Here is a 17273-nt window from a genome sequence, read left to right as displayed (position 1 = left end):
TCGCGTCGTTCACGGCCTCGCCCCGAACAACGACGTATCGGGCCGCAGCAGGTGCGCATCCTTCACGCGCCGCGTCAGCCCCACACGATCGAAAAACTCCAGCAGCTGGATCGCGCGCTTGCGCCCCAGGCCCGTCGCGTCCCTGAAGCTTGCAGCCTGCAGACCTTCCGGACCATCGAGGCAATCCCGCGCGATCGCGGCCAGCCGCTCGATGGTCGCCAGCGGATAGTACAAGTCCTTCACCACCTGAAAGGCCTCTCCCCGGCGCGCGAGGCTCGCGAGCGTCTGCCGCACCATCGGCTCGCTCGCCGAACAGTCCTTGGCCAGGTCGCGCACCCACGGTGGATCGAAGCCGCCATCCGCCAGCCGCGGCAACAGCTTTTGCGCCAGCTTCTGTTCCGCTTCGCCGAGCCGCGCCGCATGGTCGGGCAGATGCAGCCAGGTGCCGCTGCGCACCAGCGCGCCGCGCGCGACCAGTGCATCGAGCGCATGGCGCCACAGCGCATCGTCGGTGCGCGGCGCTGCCAGCCGCCTGAGGCGGCGCGCATCGGGGCCGACCTCGTCGGGCGCGTCGTGATGAAAGTCCGCGAGCCGCCCGGTGATCTGTGCGTCGAGCGCATCCAGGTGCCGCTGCGCGATGGCCGTGTGCTCGATGCGCACCGCGTCGGCGGGCAGCGGCAGCGCGGCTTCGTCCGGCAGCGAGAGGGCGCGCGCCAGCCGGGCGGTGTCGATGCCCAGAGGCGCGTTGTGCAGCAGCGCGGCCACGCGTGCCGCGCGGTCGTCGATGGCCCAGCCCGCCAGCGTGCGCAGCCGCTCCGGCAGGCGCCGGTAGCGCACCGGGGCGAACGGGTCGAGCACGCGCACGCCGGCCATGGTGCGCGTGGCCGAGGCATCGCGCAGCACGCCCCGGTCGCCGTGCCATGCACCGACGCTTTCCTTCGTCACCAACTGCGCCAGGGCCGTTTCGCCGGGCGCGAGCGCGTCGCGGTCGAGCAGCGCGAGCGAAGCCATCACGTCGCTCGCGCCCAGATGCGCATGCACCGTGGTGCCCGAGCGCAGCGGCTTGGCTTCGTCGGGCCACAGGGTGAGCAGCACGTCGATGCGGTCGGTCGCGAGCGCGATGGCGGGCGCGCAGACCCAGTCGCCGCGATGCATCTCGTCCTTGGTGACACCCGCGAGCGCCAACGCGCAGCGCTGGCCCGCATGCGCCGATTCGGCCTTCTGGTTCTGCGCATGAATGCCGCGCACCCGCACCGAGCGGTCGCCGGGCACCACGCGCAACTCGTCGCCGATGCGCACCGTGCCGCTGAAGACCGTGCCGGTGACGACAGTGCCCACGCCCGAGAGCGTGAAAGCACGATCGACCGCGAGACGGAACGCCAGGTCGTCTTCACGCGCCCGTGCCTTGCTCGCGACGTCGAGCAGGCGTTCGCGCAGCGTGTCGACGCCTTCGCCGGTGGTCGCCGACACAGCCAGCATCGGCGCTCCCGCCAGCGGCGTGGGCGCGAGCAGAGCGGCGATGTCCGAACGCACTTCGGCCAGCCGAGCCTCGCGCATGCTCTCGTCGATGCGGTCGATCTTGGTGATGGCCACCGTTGCCTCGCGCACGCCAAGCAGCGCCACTACCGCCAGGTGCTCGCGCGTCTGCGGCATCACGCCGTCGTCGGCCGCCACCACCAGCAATGCATGATCGATGCCGGTGGCGCCGGCCAGCATGGTGTGCAGCAGCCGCTCGTGGCCCGGCACGTCGACGAAGCCCAGCGAGACGCCGTCGGGCGCATGCAGGTACGCATAGCCCAGCTCGATGGAGATGCCGCGCCGCTTCTCCTCCGGCAGCCGGTCGGTGTCGACGCCGGTGAGCGCGCGCACCAGCGTGGTCTTGCCGTGGTCGATGTGGCCTGCGGTGCCGATGATCATCTTGGGTGCGCCGTCACATGAAGTTGCGGGTGTGCAGGTCGGACAGCCGCTGCGCCTCGTCGCGGTCGAAGCCCAGCCGCGCGAGGCGGGCGCGGCGCCCGGCCGCCATGTCGCGCTGCAGCTGCTGCACGGCCGCATGGCCGCGCGCGATGGCGGCGGGGGACAACTCGCCGGCCGCCAGCAGCACCAGCGAATCGAACACTTCCTCGTTGAGGCCAGCCGTGCCGGCCAGCGTGTCGTAGCGAATCTCGATGGCGTTGCGCAGCCGCACCTGGTAGTCGGGCTGCACCGAGAGCCGGTATTCGAGATGCGCCATGCCGAAGGCGACGTGGCGCGCCTCGTCGCGCGCCGTGAGCCGCGCGATCTGCTGCGTCACCGGGTCGGGCGCATGCGCTTGCAGGAAGTTGAGCAGGTTCACGAAGCTGCCTTCGCCGAGCACGGCCAGCAGGAAGGTGGCGACCGAGAAATCGGGCGCGTCGAACAGCGTGCGCAGCGACGCCTGCCCGCCGGCCGTCGACAGCGCGGGCTGGTTGCCGCGCAGCGTGGCGCGGCGCGTGAACACCTCCACATGCCGTGCCTCGTCGGCGCATTGCAGCGCCAGCAGCTGCAGCACTTCGCGGAAATGCGGGTGGATCTGCCCCAGGTGGCGCGCCGGCACCAGCAGCGCGGCGTTCTCGTTCTCGATGAGGTAGGTCATCACCTGCACCACGGCCGCTTCCACGGAGGAGGGCAGCTCGAAGGACGCGTTCCAGTCGATGGCCGTGCCCGGGTCCCACTGGGCCGCCGCGGCCTGCCGGTAGAGCTCGCCGGCCGTCGCGGCCCAGAGCTCGTCGCGGCGGTGCAGCGCGAAGAAGAAGGGCGGGCTGCCGGCTTCCACCGTGGCGCCGCGCGCCGCCAGGCCCCAGCCGGGCGCGGCGTCCTCGGCGGGTGCGCCGTTGGCGTCGCCCTGCGCGAGGCCGGTCGATTGCGCGCCGAGCCAGCGGCCCTGCGCATGCGGGCCGCGCGTGACCACTGCTTCCTCTGCCTCGAAGCGCAGCGGATGCCCCTGGCCGCGGCACCACGCCTGCAGGTGCATGCGCCAGTCCGGCGATTGCCCGCGCACGCGCAGTTCGCCGCCCACCGGCCGTTCGGCCAGCGCGCGGCGAATGAGCAGCAGGGCGCCCTGGTCGAGGCCCAGCGACTCAATATCGATAGTCGGGGTTGGTGATGCGGCCATCGCCGTCGTAGAAATGTTCGTCGTCCACCGCGCGTTCGAGCAGCGCATAGCCGCTGGTGCGGCCGTTGCGCCATTCGCGCAGGCCTTCGAGTTCGAGCAGCGGCCGCACCTGCGGGTCGTCCCAGCGCATCGCCATCAGCAGCGAGACGAAGCGGTCGACCGGCGCGGCCGGCGCATCCGGGCTGGTGGTGAAGTTGCAGTGGTCGTACGCGCCGGTGCGCGCCAGCACGCGCGTGCTGCCCGAAGGCAGCGTGCCGTCGAGGCCGAAGGCCAGGTGGTTGCCATCGATCAGGCAGCAGGCATCGACTTCGCCGGCCATCAACGCGAGGGCCGCGTCACGCTCGCCGCCGATGTGGTCGCCGTGCTTGCCGCCGAGCACGTCGAAATGGCGCGCTTGGAAGTCGCGCTGCTTCACCAGCCCCTCGGTGCGCAGGTGGTCGAGCGGGATCAGCGTGGCCTGCGGCGAATCGAGCGCGCCCAGCCCGATGGTCTTGCCTCGCAGGTCGGTCAGCGATTGCGCGGGGCTGTCGGCGCGCACGACGATGGCAGAGCGCAGGTCGCAGTCGGTGTCGCGCATGGCCACGGCTTGCACCTGAAGGCCCCGGCTGCGCGCGATGCGTTCGGCGCGCACCCAGGCCAGCGGCGAGTTCCAGGCCAGGTGCAGCGTGCCGTCGAACTGCGCCTCGACCTGGCTTTCGTAGTTCGAATAAAGCACGTAGTCGAAGGCCAGTCCGTTCTTCACGAAGAAGGCCTTGAAGCCTTCCCAGATGGTGACGACCTTGGGCGCGTAGGCCACGGCGCCCATGATCAGTGTCTGCTGATGCGGCATCGCGCGGCTCCTTCTCAGAAGAGCGGCAGGCCGGTGATGGCCTTGCCGATGAAGTCGTACAGCACGTCCGACGTGGGCGCCATCACGCTCGATGCGCGCGCGTCGCGGAAGAGCCGCTCGATGCCCGCTTCCTTGCGGAAGGCCGCGCCGCCGCACACGCGCATCGCGATGTCGGTGACCTCGAGCGCGGTCTCGGCCGCCGCAGCCTTCACTTCGAGCACACGCAGCATGGTGTCGGCACGGCCCGCGCCGATGGCGGCCACGGTGTCGTCGAGCAGCGCCTGCGCCATGTCGGTCTTGATGCGCGCCCGCGCGAGGTAGGCGCGGATGGTGGGCAGATCGGCCAGCGACGAATCGAGGTGCAGGTGCCGCGTCTGGCTCACATGGCCGATGGCGCGGCTCAGTGCGCCTTCCATCAGCCCGGTCGAGCAGGCGGCGCTGAGCACCGAGAACCACGGCAACACCACGCCCATCATGGTGTCGAAGCCCTTGCCGTCCTCGCCGAGCCGGGCGCTGGCTGCGATGCGCATGTCCTTCGCGGTGACCGGTGTCGAGGCATTGCCGCGCAGGCCCAACCCGTCGAAGCGGCCGGGCTGGCTGAGGCCGTCGGACTTCGCATCGACCAGCCACAGCGTGCTGGCGCCTTCGGCCGCCAGCGGCTTGCTCGACCACACGTAGCTGTCGGCCTCGAAGGCGGAGGTGACCCAGCTCTTGCGGGCGTCGAGCACCACGTTCGCGCCGTCCGCGCGGGCGGTACCGGTGGGCGCCCAGAAATGGCTGCGCGAATCGGCTTCGGAGAAGGCCAACGTGCTCAGGTGCTTGCCTTCGGCAATCGCACGGCGCGTGGCTTCCGGGCCGAACTGTTCGAGCACGGCCGTGGCGCAGTAGTGCATGCACACGACCATCGCGGTGGAAGGGCAGGTCTGCGCGATGCGGGACACCACCTGCGCGGCCTCCTTCAGGCCCAGGCCCTGGCCGCCGACGGCGGTGGCCGAGACCAGCCCCAGCAGGCCGGCCTGGCCCATCGCAGAGACCGTCTCTCGTGGAAAGCGTCCCTCGCTGTCGGTGCGCTGGGCCTGGGGCTGCAGCGTCTGCGTTTCGATACCGGCGAGCACTTCGAGGGGATTCATCGCTTTCTCCAGACAGGTGGTTGAGGAAATCGGTCTACAGGAGCCGCTCGCGCAAGATGTCGAGCTGGCCCGTGAAGGGCGCGCTGTCTTCCAGGCAGCGCAGGTCGAGCAGCAGGCGGTCTTCGGCGATGCGGCCGATCACCGGCAGGGGCAGGCCGCGCAACGCGGTGGCCAGGGCATCGAGCGCGGTGCCGATGCCTTTCTTCGAGGTGCCTGCCGGCGCGAGCGCGAGGCCCGCCGAAGGCAGGCGTTCGACGGGCAGTGAGCCCGAGCCGATCTGCCCGAGCAGCGGCACCACCTCGACGGTGAAGCGTGGCGACACGGCGGCCTGCAGCGGTGCCTTCAGCGACTCGGCCATCTCGCGGATCGCATCGGCGGGCCGCGTGAGCAGGCGCAGCGTCGGCAGGTCCCGCGCGAGGCGTTCGGGGCGCAGGTACAGCGAAAGCGTGGCTTCCAGCGCGGCCAGCGGCAGCTTGCTCATGCGCAGCGCGCGCTTCATCGGGAACTTGCGGATGCGGCCCACGGCTTCCCTGCTGCCCACGATGAGCCCGGCCTGCGGCCCGCCCAGCAGCTTGTCGCCCGAGAAGGTGACCACGTCGCAGCCGGCCGCGAGCATCTCCTGCGGCAGCGGCTCGCGCGGCAGGCCGTAGTGCGCAAGGTCGACCAGCGAGCCGCTGCCAAGGTCGGTGGCCAGCGGCACGCCGCGCGCATGCGCGATGCCGGCGAGCGTGGCTTCGTCGACGGCGGCGGTGAAGCCCTGCACCGCGTAGTTGCTGGTGTGCACCTTCATCACGAGCGCGGTGCGCTCGTTGATGGCGCGCTCGTAGTCCTGCGGATGCGTGCGGTTGGTGGTGCCGACCTCGACCATGCGCGCGCCCGCGCTGGCCATCACGTCGGGCATGCGGAAGGCGCCGCCGATCTCGACCAGCTCGCCGCGCGAGACGATCACCTCGCGCTCGCGCGCCAGCGCCGCGATGGTGAGCAGCACGGCGGCGGCGTTGTTGTTGACCACCGTGGCGGCCTCGGCGCCGGTGATGCCGCACAGCAGCTCTTCGACCAGCGAGTCGCGGTCGCCGCGGCTGCCGGTGGCAAGGTCGTATTCGAGGTTGTTGGGCGAGGTCATCACCGCGAGCAGCCGCTGCAGCGCCGCATCGGCCAGCAGCGCGCGGCCGAGGTTGGTGTGGATGACGGTGCCGGTGAGGTTCAGCACCGCCTTCATGCGCGGTGCGAGTCGCGTCTGGAGGCGTGCGGCGAGCGCGTTGCCGAGTGCGTCGTGCTGCACCTCGGCTGCCATCAGCTTGCCCGCCACGGCCTGCGCGCGAAGCCCTTCGAGCAGCGCGCGCGCTTCCTTCACCACCAGCGTGCGGCCATGCTCGGCCAGCAATGCGCCCGGCACGGCGAGGCGCAGCAGTTGATCGACAGAAGGCAGATCCTGGGGCCTTGCCGTCGAGCCGTGGACCACGGACTCTTCGGGCGCCGCCATCAGCCGCCTCCGCCGTCGTCGGGTATTTCGGGGTCGCCGAACAGCAGCATCAGGTTGTGGCCGCTGCGCTGATGGCCGGCTTCGGATACGAGCAGGTCGAGCGTGACGCTCGCCAGGTCGTCCGCGACGGGCTCTACTTCGGGGTCTTTCTCCATCGCGATCTGTTTCAGGTAGTGGCCGCAGCTGTCGCAGCATTCGGCCTTCACCGCGCCTTCGCGCACGCCTGTGGCCGGAAGTTCGACGCCGGGCTGCGGCGACAGCGATTCGAAGTGGATGCCCTTGGTGCTCTCGCAGTGCGTGCACTTGATGCGCACATAGTGCCACTCGGTGCCGCACAGCGAGCAGTGCAGGTAGCGAAAGCCCGCCTCATCGGCACCGATGCGCGTGATGCTCACCGTGGGGGCGCTGCCGCAGCAGGGGCATTCGTTGCCGGGATCGGTGCGGCCGTAGATGTTCTCGCCTTCGCGCTCGGCCACCTGCAGCACGAGCTGCGTCCAGTAGGCCTGCAGGCCGGCGGCGATCAGCGGCGCGGCCGCGAGGTCAAGCCCGAACATGATGCGGCGCGAGAGGCGGTCGGCCTGCTGCTCGATCCATGCATCGTCGGCCACCACCACGCGGTCGAGCGTGTCGCGCGCTGCGCCCTCGGGCAGCCGGGCGCGGAAGAGGCCGAGCAGTCGGCGAAGCTCTTTCAGCCACACCGGGTCGCGCGTCCATCCGAAGGCGGGCATCGGCGGCTTCAATACCTTGGCCGCGGCTTCGAGCGCGTCGGATGCGGGCAGCGCAACGGGCGCGTAGTCCTGCAGCACCTGGTGCTGCGCCTGCGCGAGGTCGGCGATGAAGATCAGGTATTCGCGCATCGGATGCGATGCCGCGAGCTGCCGCAACCGGAGCTGCCGGTCGAAGAACACGAGGGAGCGCGCCGGCAGGCGCAGGAACGGCATCTGCCGTCCGGCCTGCATCGCGATCTGCTCGGGATCGAGGATGCGCGTGGTCCGGATCGGCGGTGGGTTGCCGGTGGAACTGCTCATTGGCCCAGTATCACTCACCTCGTGTCATTTTGCGATGCCAGAGGGGATGATTGAGCTTGGCCCATCCCTCGGTGACGGTGCCGCGCGTCATCGCGCGCAGCGTGCCCTTGACCCAGATGGCGGCGTAGATGTGGGTGATGACCGAAAGAATCAGCACCACCGCCGACACCGCATGCACCACCACCGCGATGCGCCGCAGCAGTATCGGGAAGAAGCCGACGAACCACGGGCTCCAGAACATGAAGCCGGTCACCAGCAACAGCAGCAGGCTGATGCCGAAGGCCCAGAACACCAGCTTCTGCCCGGCGTTGTACTTGCCCACCGGCGGCATGCTCGATTTGTCGCCCTTGAGCATCTTCGGCGCGTTGGCGATCCACTCGCGGTCGACCTTGTCGAGGATGTTCTCGCGCCACATCGTGAAGAACAGGAACACGAAGCCCAGCACCATCAGCACCCCCAGGAAGGGGTGCAGGATGCGCGTCCACGGCCCGCCGCCAAACAGGTTGGTCAGGAAGAACAGGCTCGGGTGGAAGAACGAGAGCCCCGAGAGCGCGGCCGCGAAGAACATGATCGCCACGAACCAGTGGTTCATGCGCGTGGCGTCGCGGTAGCGGCGAAGGTAGTAGCGTGTCATCGCAATCTCCTCCTCATGCGCGGGGCGCGGTGGGTGGCGGCGGGGTCCGCGGGGGCTCTTCGATCACCGCCACGTCGTCGGGGTGGCCGTCGCGGTCGGCATCGGGATGGTCCTCCTTGGGCTCTATCGGGCCCACCTTCATGTAGTGGAAGAAGCTGCCGACCACGGCGCCGATCATGGCGACCATGGCGAGCGGCTTGGCCACGCCCTTCCACAGCGACACCAGCGGGCTGATGTGCGGGTCTTTGGGCAGGTCGGCGTACAGGCCGGGGCGGTCGGCGTGCTGCAGCACGTACATCACGTGCGTGCCGCCCACGCCGGCCGGGTCGTACACGCCGGCGTTGGCGAAGCCGCGGTCCTTCAGGTCGACGATGCGCTCCGCGGCGTAGTCGTGCATGTCTTCCTTGGTGCCGAAGTGCAGCGCGCCGGTGGGGCAGGCCTTCACGCAGGCCGGCTCCAGGCCCACGCCCACGCGGTCGGAGCACAGCGAGCACTTGTAGGCCTTGTTGTCGGCCTTGCTGATGCGCGGCACGTCGAAGGGGCAGCCGGTGACGCAGTTGCCGCAGCCCACGCAATGCTCGCTGATGAAGTCGACGATGCCGTTGGCGTACTTGACGATGGCGCCCGGCGAGGGGCACGACTTCAGGCAGCCGGGGTCGTCGCAGTGCATGCAGCCGTCCTTGCGGATCAGCCATTCGAGCTTGCCGGCCTCGGGCTCGACTTCGGAGAACTTCATCACCGTCCACGAAGACGGCGTGAGGTCGACCGGGTTGTCGTAGGTGCCGTGGTTGGTGCCGACCTCGTCGCGCAGGTCGTTCCACTGCATGCACGCGACCTGGCAGGCCTTGCAGCCGATGCAGGTCGACACGTCGATCAGCTTGGCCACCTGCTGCACCTGCGGGCGGTGGCGTATCTCGGGCGACGGGGTGGTGGTGGCCGAGCGGGCGGCGATGTCTAGGGTCTGGAGGGAGGACATCTCAGCGGCTCCGGTTGGCGGTCTTGCTCATTCCCCTTCCGGGGGAAGGCTGGGATGGGGGCAGGCCTTCGATGAAGCGCCGCATGGTCGTGGAGGCCGCCGTGCCCCCACCCCGGCCCTCCCCCAGCGGGGGAGGGAGAAATGCATCGAGTGCTTGCTTCATGTCATGCCTTCTCGATGTTCACCGTGAACGACTTGTACTCCGGCGTCTGCGTGTTCGCGTCCCCCACGAAGGGTGTCAGCGTGTTCACCAGGTAGCCCGGCTTGGCCACGCCCACGAAGCCCCAGTGGTTCGGCAGCCCCACCGTGTGCACCGTGCGGCCGTCGACCTGCAGGCCGACGATGCGCTTGGTCACCACCGCCACGGCCTTGATGTAGCCGCGCTTGCTCGACACCTTCACCATGTCGCCGTGGCCGATGCCTTTCTCCTTCGCCAGCTCCTCGCCGATCTCGACGAACTGCTGCGGCTGGATGATGGCGGAGGTGCGCACGTTCTTGGTCCAGTAGTGGAAGTGCTCGGTGAGCCGGTAGCTGGTCGCCACGTACGGGAAGTCCTTCGGTACGCCGAGCCGCTCGAGGTCGCCCTTGAAGATGCGCGCCGCGGGGTTGGCGCGCGCCACCGCGTTGTTCGGGTGCATCAGGTTGTTGACCAGCGGCGACTCGAAGGGCTCGTAGTGCTCGGGCAGCGGCCCTTCGGCCATGCCCGTGGGCGCGAAGAGCCGCGCCACGCCCTCGGCCGTCATGATGAACGGGCGCACCGCGTCGGCTTCCATCGGGTTGGCGTCGGGCCGGATGTCGGGAATGTCCGAGCCGGTCCATTGCTTGCCGTTCCACGCGATGAGGGTGCGCTTGGCGATCCACGGCTTGCCGGTGGTCGGGTCGGTGGAGGCGCCGTTGTAGAGAATGCGCCGGTTCGCGGGCCAGGCCCATGCCCAGTTCTGCACCATGCCGATGCCGAACGGGTCGGCGTTGTCGCGCCGCGCCATCTGGTTGCCGGCCTGCGTCCATGCGCCGCTGTAGATCCAGCAGCCACTGGCCGTGGTGCCGTCGTCGCGCAGGAGGCCGAAGCCCGAGAGCTGCTCGCCCGCCTTGGCCGTCGGGGGCTTGCTCGGGTCCTTCGGATCGACCAGGTCCACCAGCGCGCGCCCGTTGTATTCCATCGCCAGTTCCTGCGCGGAAGGCGAGTGCGGAATCTTGTAGGGCCAGGTCAGCTTGACGATCGGGTCGGGGAAGGCGCCGCCGTCCTTGACGTAGGCCTGGCGCATGCGGTTGAAGATGCCCGCCACGATCTCGATGTCGCCCTTGGCCTCGCCTGGAGGCTCCGCGCCCTTCCAGTGCCACTGCAGCCAGCGGCTGGAGTTGGTGAGCGAGCCGTCTTCCTCCGCGAAGCAGGTCGAGGGCAGGCGGAACACCGTGGTCTGGATGTCGGCGGTCTTGACGTCGTTGAACTCGCCGAAGTTGCGCCAGAACTCGCTGGTCTCCGTCACCAGCGGATCGATGGTGACCAGGAACTTGAGCTTGGAGAGCCCGTCGACGATCTTCTTCTTGTCGGGGAACGAGCCCACCGGATTGAAGCCCTGGCAGATGTAGCCGTTGAGCTTGCCCTGGTTCATGAGCTCGAAGGCCTGCAGCACGTCGTAGAGCTTGTCGATCTTGGGCAGGTAGTGGAAGGCCCAGTCGTTGTCGGCCGTGGCCGCGTCGCCCCACCACGACTTCTGCATGCTGACGAAGAACTTCGGGTAGTTCTGCCAGTAGCTCATCTGGTTGGGCCGAAGCGGCTTCAGCGCGCGGGTCTTGTAGTAGTCGTCCAGCGTCTGCTCGCTGTCGCGCGCCAGGGACATGTAGCCCGGCAGCGAGTTCGACAGCAGCCCCAGGTCCGTGAGGCCCTGGATGTTGCTGTGCCCGCGCAGCGCGTTCATGCCGCCGCCCGCCACGCCGATGTTGCCCAGCAGCAGCTGCACGATGGCGCCGGTGCGGATCATCTGCGAGCCCTGGCTGTGCTGCGTCCAGCCCAGCGCATACATGATGGTCATGGTGCGCGTGGACGTGCTGGTGCTCGCGATGTACTCGCACACCTTCAGGAACTTGTCCTGCGGCGTGCCGGTGATGCGGCTCACCATCTCGGGCGTGTAGCGCGCGTAGTGCCGCTTCATGACCTGCAGCACACACTGCGGGTCCTGCATGGTCATGTCGACCTTGGCCATGCCCTGCTCGTCGAGCGCGTAGTTCCACGACTTGGGGTCGTAGTTGCGCTTCTCGGCGTTGTAGCCGCTGAAGATGCCGTCCTCGAACTTGTAGTCGGGCCCGACGATGAACGGCGCGTTGGTGTAGTTGCGCACGTACTCCATCTGGATCTTCTCGTTGCTCAGCAGGTAGTTGATGACCCCCGAGAGGAACGCGATGTCGGAGCCCGCGCGCACCGGTGCGTAGTAGTCGGCCATGGCGGCCGAGCGCGTGAAGCGCGGGTCGACCACCACGAGCCGGGCCTTGTTCTGTTTCTTGGCCTCGATGACCCACTTGAAGCCGCACGGGTGCGCCTCCGCCGCGTTGCCGCCCATGATCAGCACGACATCCGCGTTCTGGATGTCCTGCCAGTGGTTGGTCATCGCGCCTCTGCCGAACGTCGGGGCCAGACTGGCCACCGTGGGTCCGTGTCAGACGCGTGCCTGGTTGTCGAACACCAGCATCCCGGTCGAGCGGAATGCCTTGTGCGTGATGTAGCCGGTTTCGTTGGACGATGCCGATGCGCAGAGCATGCCGCTGCTGATCCAGCGGTTCACGGTCTTGCCGTCGGCGTTGGTGGTCTGGAAGTTGGCGTCGCGGTCGGCCTTCAGCAGCTTGGCGATGCGGTCGAGCGCGTCGTCCCAGCCGATGCGCTTCCACTCGGTGCCGCCGGCCTCGCGCACCTCGGGGTATTTCAGCCGGTTGGGGCTGTGCACGAAGTCGAGCAGGCCCGCGCCCTTGGGGCACAGCGTGCCGCGGTTCACGGGGTGGTCGGCATCGCCCTCGATGTGGAGGATGTCGGACACCACGTTCTTGGCCTTGTCGCCCAGGCTGTACATGATGAGCCCGCAGCCCACCGAGCAGTACGGGCAGGTGTTTCGGGTCTCGGTGGTGCGCGCGAGCTTGAAGTTGCGGGCCTCGGCCAGCGCGGCGGTCGGCGAGAAGCCGAGCGCCACGATGCTGGAGCCGACCAGCCCCGCGCTGCTGACGCGGAAGAATTGGCGGCGGTTCATGTCCATGACGGAACCTCCTGCATCGCTGAAGTGGGGTGTTTCATCGTGGTCTCTTCTTCTTTGCTTTGCGTGGGAAATCTGTACTGGGCGGCCGCGCTACTTGGGCGCCGAGCCGTCGCCGCCGCTGGGCGCGGGGGCCGTACCGCCGGACGTATTGCCGCCATTGGGGCCGCTCATGCCGCCGATGGCCGAACCGCCTTCGGACGGGCCCTTGTGGGCGGAGGACTCTTCGACCTTGTCGCCGGAGTCGGCTGGCTTGATGCCGCTCGGGCTCGCACCCGAGGCACCCGAAGACGCCGCCGGGCTGGTGGCCGTGGGCTTGGGATCGCAGGCACTCAACAGCACGCCGAGGGCCAGGCACAGGCCCAGGGTTTGCAGGCGCTGACATCGCGACATCGACACTCCTTCGGGGGAAAGGATGGCCAGATAGTGGAATGTTTTTATTTGCCCCGCCGCCGCCGTCAAACAATGCCTGATGGATGCGAAGGGGTGTTTGTCGCATCATGCGACAGGGCCCGGGTGCGGGCAAGTAGGCCAAAGCCGGCAATAACCCTTGAATCCGGCCGTGCGCGGGCCTCTCGGCTATCGTCGCGGCCATGAATGCCTCCCTCCGCCTGGGTTGGCGCACGCTCTGGCGCGACCTGCGCGCCGGCGAGTTGCGCCTGTTGATCGTCGCCGTGCTGCTGGCCGTGGCCGCGCTCACGGCCGTCGGCTTCTTCGCCGATCGCCTGAAGGGCGGGCTGCAGCGCGATGCGCGCCAGCTGCTGGGCGGCGATGCCGTGGTGGTCAGCGACAACCCGACGCCCGATGCCTTCGTGGCGCAGGCGAAATCGCTGGGCCTGGAAGGCACCGGCACCTACGGCTTTCCGACCATGGCGCGCGCCGAAGACGCACAGGGCGGCGCCAGCAAGCTGGTGGCGCTGAAGGCGGTGACGGCGGGCTATCCGCTGCGCGGCAGCCTGCAGACCTCGGCCACGCTCGACGGCCCGGGAGCGGTCACGCGCGACATCCCGCCGGCGGGCGAAGTCTGGGTCGATGCCTCGCTGCTCGACTCGCTGGGCCTGAAGATCGGCGACACCCTGCTGCTGGGCGACACCGGCCTGCGCGTGGGCCGCGTCATCACGCTGGAGCCCGACCGCGGCGCCGGCTTCATGAGCTTTTCTCCGCGCGTGATGCTCAACCAGGCCGACGTGGCCCGCACCGCGCTCGTGCAGCCGGCCAGCCGCGTGGGCTACCGCTATGCCGTGGCGGGCAACGACGCGGCCGTCAAGCGCTTCACCGACTGGGCCGACGCCACGCTAAAGAAGGGCGAACTGCGCGGCGTGCGGCTCGACTCCTTCGAGAGCGGCAGGCCCGAGATGCGCCAGACGCTCGACCGCGCCGAGAAATTCCTGAGCCTGGTCGCGCTGCTCGCGGCGCTGCTGTCGGCGGTGGCCGTGGCGCTGGCCGCGCGCGGCTTCGCGGCCAGCCACCTCGACGACTGCGCCATGCTGCGCGTGCTGGGCCAGAGCCAGCGCACCATCGCCGCGGCCTACACCTTCGAGTTCGCGGTGATCGGCGTGGTCGCCAGTGGGCTGGGCGTGGCCATCGGCTTTGCGGTTCACTACGTGTTCGTGCTGCTGCTCTCGGGCCTGGTCGAGACCGCGCTGCCGGCGGCCACGCTGTGGCCCGTGGCCTTCGGGCTGGGCATGGGGCTCACGCTGCTGTTCGCATTCGGCCTGCCGCCGGTGCTGCAGCTGGCCCGCGTGCCGCCGCTGCGCGTGATCCGGCGCGACGTGGGCGGGCTCAAGCCGGCGTCGCTCGCGGTGCTGGGCGTGGGCGTGGCGGGCTTCGCGGCGCTGCTCATGGCGGCCAGCAGCGACATCAAGCTGGGCCTGATTGCCGTCGGCGGCTTCGCGGGCGCGGTGGCGGTGTTCGCGTTGCTGAGCTGGCTCGCGGTGAAGGTGCTGCGCCGCAGCGTGAACGAAACCACCGCGCCGCGATGGCTGGTGCTGGCCACGCGGCAGATTTCCGCCCGGCCGGCCTATGCGGTGGTGCAGGTCAGCGCGCTGGCGGTGGGCCTGCTGGCGCTGGTGCTGCTGGTGCTGCTGCGCACCGACCTGGTGGCGAGCTGGCGCCAGGCCACGCCGCCCGATGCGCCGAACCGCTTCGTCATCAACGTCATGCCCGACCAGAGCGAGGCCTTCCAGAAGTCGCTGCGCGACGCGGGCGTGGGCAAGTTCGACTGGTACCCGATGATCCGCGGCCGCCTCGTCGCCATCAACGACAAGCCGGTGACGCCCGACGACTACACCGAAGACCGCGCCAAGCGCCTCGTCGACCGCGAGTTCAACCTCAGCAACAGCGTGGAAGCGCCCGCCCACAACAGCATCACCGCCGGCAAGTGGACGCCCGACGCGAAGAACGAAGTGAGCGTGGAAGAGGGCCTGGCCGAAACGCTCGGCCTGAAGCTGGGCGACATGCTGCGCTTCGACATCGGCGGCATGCAGAACGACGCGCGCATCACCTCGCTGCGCAAGGTCGACTGGGGCTCGCTGCACGCCAACTTCTTCGTGATGTACACGGTGGCTTCGCTGGCCGACGTGCCGGTGACCTACATGGGCGCCTTCCGCGCACCCGAGACCCGGGGCTTCGACAACGCGCTGGTGCGCAGCTACCCTAACGTGACCAACGTCGACATGAGCGCCACCATCAACCAGGTGCAGCGCGTGCTCGACCAGGTGATCCGCGCCGTGGAGTTCCTGTTCGGCTTCACGCTGGCGGCCGGGCTGGTGGTGCTGTTCGCGGCTGTGACGGCCACGCGCGAGGAGCGCGCGCGCGAGTTCGCGGTGATGCGCGCGGTGGGCGCGCGCGCCAGCCTGCTGCGCCAGGTGCAGCGCGCCGAGCTGGCGGGCGTCGGGCTGCTCGCGGGTTTTCTCGCGAGCATCGTGGCCTCGGTGATCGGCTGGGCGCTGGCGCGCTATGTGTTCGAGTTCAGCTGGACCGCCTCGCCGGTGGTTCCGCTCGCGGGCGCGCTGGCCGGCGCGGTGCTGGCGCTGGGCGCGGGATGGTGGGGCCTGCGCGACGTGTTGCGCCGCCCGGTCGTCGACACCTTGCGCCGCGCGGCCGAGTAGCAATCTTTTTCTTCGGCCGGGGGCCGGACGGGGCCGGGGAATGCAATACATTGCCCGGCCCCGTATTCAATTCCGAAGTGAACCCCCTTACATGCGCTTGGCGTCATTCCAGATCACCAACTTTCGCTCGATCAACGACAGCGGTTCCATCGACTCCACACAGATCACGGCGATCCTCGGTCGAAATGACAGCGGCAAATCGAATCTGCTGCGTGCGCTCCACAGCCTGAACCCGACCGACGGCCTGGTCGAACTCAGCCCCATCAAGGACTTTCCGCGCCATCGCCGCCTCGAGGAATGCAACGGCGACACGCCCGTCGTTACCACCCGCTGGGCGCTCGAGCCAGGCGAACAGGCGGCCCTTGCCGAAATCCTGCCGCGCGCCGCCGGCGTGAGCCACGTCAGCGCCGGCCGCGGCTATGCCGCCACCCGCTGGGCCGGACTCGAAGGCCTGAGCGCGCTGTCGCTCGACGTGGGCGACATCAAGGCCAAGGTTCGCAAGATCGTGCCGGCCGTCAAGGCCGCCGCCGAGAAGGTGGCCGAAGAGCAGCGCGCCCTGCTCGAGCAGGAAGCCGACACCTTCGACGCCGCAATGATCATGAACCCCGACTACATCAAGTGGTCGGACGGCGCGGTGAAGGCGATGCAGGCGCTGCGCAAGGCACTGGCCGCGGCCGACGCCGAACTCAGCGACAAGCAGGACCAGATGCTGGCCGAGCTGGAAGACATGGCGCGCGCCATCGCCAACGACGAACCCGCGCTGGCCCGCGCCCGCGCCTGGGTGCTGGAGAACCTGCCGCGCTTCGTGTACGTGGACGAATACCCGGCGCTGCCCGGCCGCCAGAACATCGCCGAATACCTGGGCCGCGAGGGCTGGGGCCAGCTCACGCCCGAGCAGCAGAGCTTCGGCAAGCTGTGCAAGGTGGCGGGGCTCGATCCGCGCAAGCTGCAGGAGCTGCTCGACAAGAACGACCAGGCCACGCGCAACCAGCTCGCCAACCGCGCCGGCTCGGTGGTGACGGCAGAGATCCGCCGGCTCTGGAAAGACCGCCCGCTGAAGGTGCGCTTCAACCTCGACGGCCAGTACCTCGACACGCTGGTGTCCGACCCGAACGGCGCCTATGAAGTCGAGGTGAACCTTGAAGAGCGCAGCCGCGGTTTCCAGTGGTTCTTCTCGTTCTACATCGCGTTCTTCGCCGACACCCAGGGCGGCCGCGCGGAAGACGCTATCCTGCTGCTGGACGAACCCGGCCTGCATCTGCACGCCCACTCGCAGGCCGACCTGCTCGCGCACTTCGAGAAAGACTTCGGCAACCAGATCATCTACACCACGCACTCGCCGTTCATGGTGCCCGTGCACAAGCTCGACGCGGTGCGCACCGCCAGCCTGGGCGAGACCAGCGGCACCACGGTGAGCAACACCGCCGAGGGCGACGAGCGCACGCTGTTCCCGCTGAAGGCCGCGCTGGCGCTGAGCCGCATGGCGAGCGAGCCGGTGAAGGTGGAGGCCGCGAAGCCGGTGGCTGCGAAGGCTGTGGCCGGGGAGGTGACCAAGCCTGCCAAGGTGGCCAAGCCCGTGGATGCGGTGGTTGCTGTTGCGGCAGCACCTGCCGTTGCAGCCGAGGCCACCGTGGAGCCGGCACCTGTCGGCGCTGTCGTCGAACCGGCGGACAGCGAACTGACTCAAGCCGCCTGAGAGCTGCGTCGGCGA

At 69.1% G+C, this 17273-nt stretch carries 12 protein-coding genes; 2 read left to right on the top strand and 10 right to left on the bottom strand.

Going from position 1 to position 17273, the window contains the following annotated elements; genetic code table 11:
* Positions 1 to 9: 9 nt before the first annotated feature.
* The 10 genes from selB to L3V85_RS26665 form a co-directional block, all read right to left on the bottom strand.
* Complete coding sequence (gene selB, locus L3V85_RS26710) at positions 10 to 1917, bottom strand: selenocysteine-specific translation elongation factor (protein WP_237675683.1); 1908 nt, start codon at positions 1915 to 1917, stop codon at positions 10 to 12.
* Between the two features lie 13 nt (positions 1918 to 1930).
* On the bottom strand, positions 1931 to 3133 hold the full coding sequence (locus tag L3V85_RS26705) for a ferritin-like domain-containing protein (RefSeq protein WP_237675682.1): 1203 nt from the start codon (positions 3131 to 3133) through the stop codon (positions 1931 to 1933).
* The gene (locus L3V85_RS26700; protein WP_237675681.1) at positions 3099 to 3962 is read right to left on the bottom strand and encodes a phosphate/phosphite/phosphonate ABC transporter substrate-binding protein; all 864 of its coding nucleotides are present in this window, start codon (positions 3960 to 3962) and stop codon (positions 3099 to 3101) included. Before L3V85_RS26700 ends, L3V85_RS26705 begins: the two co-directional genes overlap by 35 nt.
* A gap of 14 nt (positions 3963 to 3976) precedes the next feature.
* On the bottom strand, positions 3977 to 5092 hold the full coding sequence (locus L3V85_RS26695; protein ID WP_237675680.1) for an acyl-CoA dehydrogenase family protein: 1116 nt from the start codon (positions 5090 to 5092) through the stop codon (positions 3977 to 3979).
* Between the two features lie 34 nt (positions 5093 to 5126).
* Positions 5127 to 6575, bottom strand: a complete 1449-nt coding sequence (gene selA / locus L3V85_RS26690) for an L-seryl-tRNA(Sec) selenium transferase (RefSeq protein ID WP_237675679.1) — start codon at positions 6573 to 6575, stop codon at positions 5127 to 5129.
* Positions 6575 to 7603, bottom strand: coding sequence for a formate dehydrogenase accessory protein FdhE (fdhE, locus tag L3V85_RS26685; RefSeq protein ID WP_237675678.1), 1029 nt, complete (start codon positions 7601 to 7603; stop codon positions 6575 to 6577). The genes selA and fdhE overlap by 1 nt, the downstream gene beginning before the upstream one ends.
* A 10-nt stretch (positions 7604 to 7613) precedes the next feature.
* Entirely contained in the window at positions 7614 to 8237 is a 624-nt protein-coding gene (locus tag L3V85_RS26680; protein WP_237675677.1) for a formate dehydrogenase subunit gamma, read from the bottom strand.
* Positions 8238 to 8250: 13 nt separating this feature from the next.
* Positions 8251 to 9213 (bottom strand): formate dehydrogenase subunit beta, encoded by a 963-nt coding sequence (gene fdxH / locus L3V85_RS26675; protein ID WP_237675676.1) that lies wholly within the window; start codon positions 9211 to 9213, stop codon positions 8251 to 8253.
* Positions 9214 to 9377: 164 nt separating this feature from the next.
* Positions 9378 to 12455 carry a formate dehydrogenase-N subunit alpha gene (gene fdnG, locus L3V85_RS26670; protein ID WP_237675675.1) on the bottom strand — a complete coding sequence of 1026 codons (3078 nt, stop codon included), beginning with the start codon at positions 12453 to 12455 and terminating at the stop codon, positions 9378 to 9380.
* Between the two features lie 90 nt (positions 12456 to 12545).
* The gene (locus L3V85_RS26665) at positions 12546 to 12845 is read right to left on the bottom strand and encodes a hypothetical protein (RefSeq protein ID WP_237675674.1); all 300 of its coding nucleotides are present in this window, start codon (positions 12843 to 12845) and stop codon (positions 12546 to 12548) included.
* A 200-nt stretch (positions 12846 to 13045) separates the two neighbouring features.
* Between L3V85_RS26665 and L3V85_RS26660 the strand changes: the two genes are divergently transcribed.
* Both L3V85_RS26660 and L3V85_RS26655 read left to right on the top strand, forming a co-directional pair.
* Complete coding sequence (locus tag L3V85_RS26660; RefSeq protein ID WP_237675673.1) at positions 13046 to 15562, top strand: ABC transporter permease; 2517 nt, start codon at positions 13046 to 13048, stop codon at positions 15560 to 15562.
* 91 nt (positions 15563 to 15653) lie between these two features.
* Positions 15654 to 17258, top strand: a complete 1605-nt coding sequence (locus L3V85_RS26655) for an AAA family ATPase (protein WP_237675672.1) — start codon at positions 15654 to 15656, stop codon at positions 17256 to 17258.
* The last annotated feature ends 15 nt before the right edge of the window (positions 17259 to 17273 follow it).

Origin of the sequence: Variovorax paradoxus, assembly GCF_022009635.1 — a bacterium.
Classification (GTDB): domain Bacteria; phylum Pseudomonadota; class Gammaproteobacteria; order Burkholderiales; family Burkholderiaceae_C; genus Variovorax.
The sequence above is the reverse complement of the archived record's forward strand: the minus strand, read 5'-3'. Positions and strand labels throughout refer to the sequence as shown.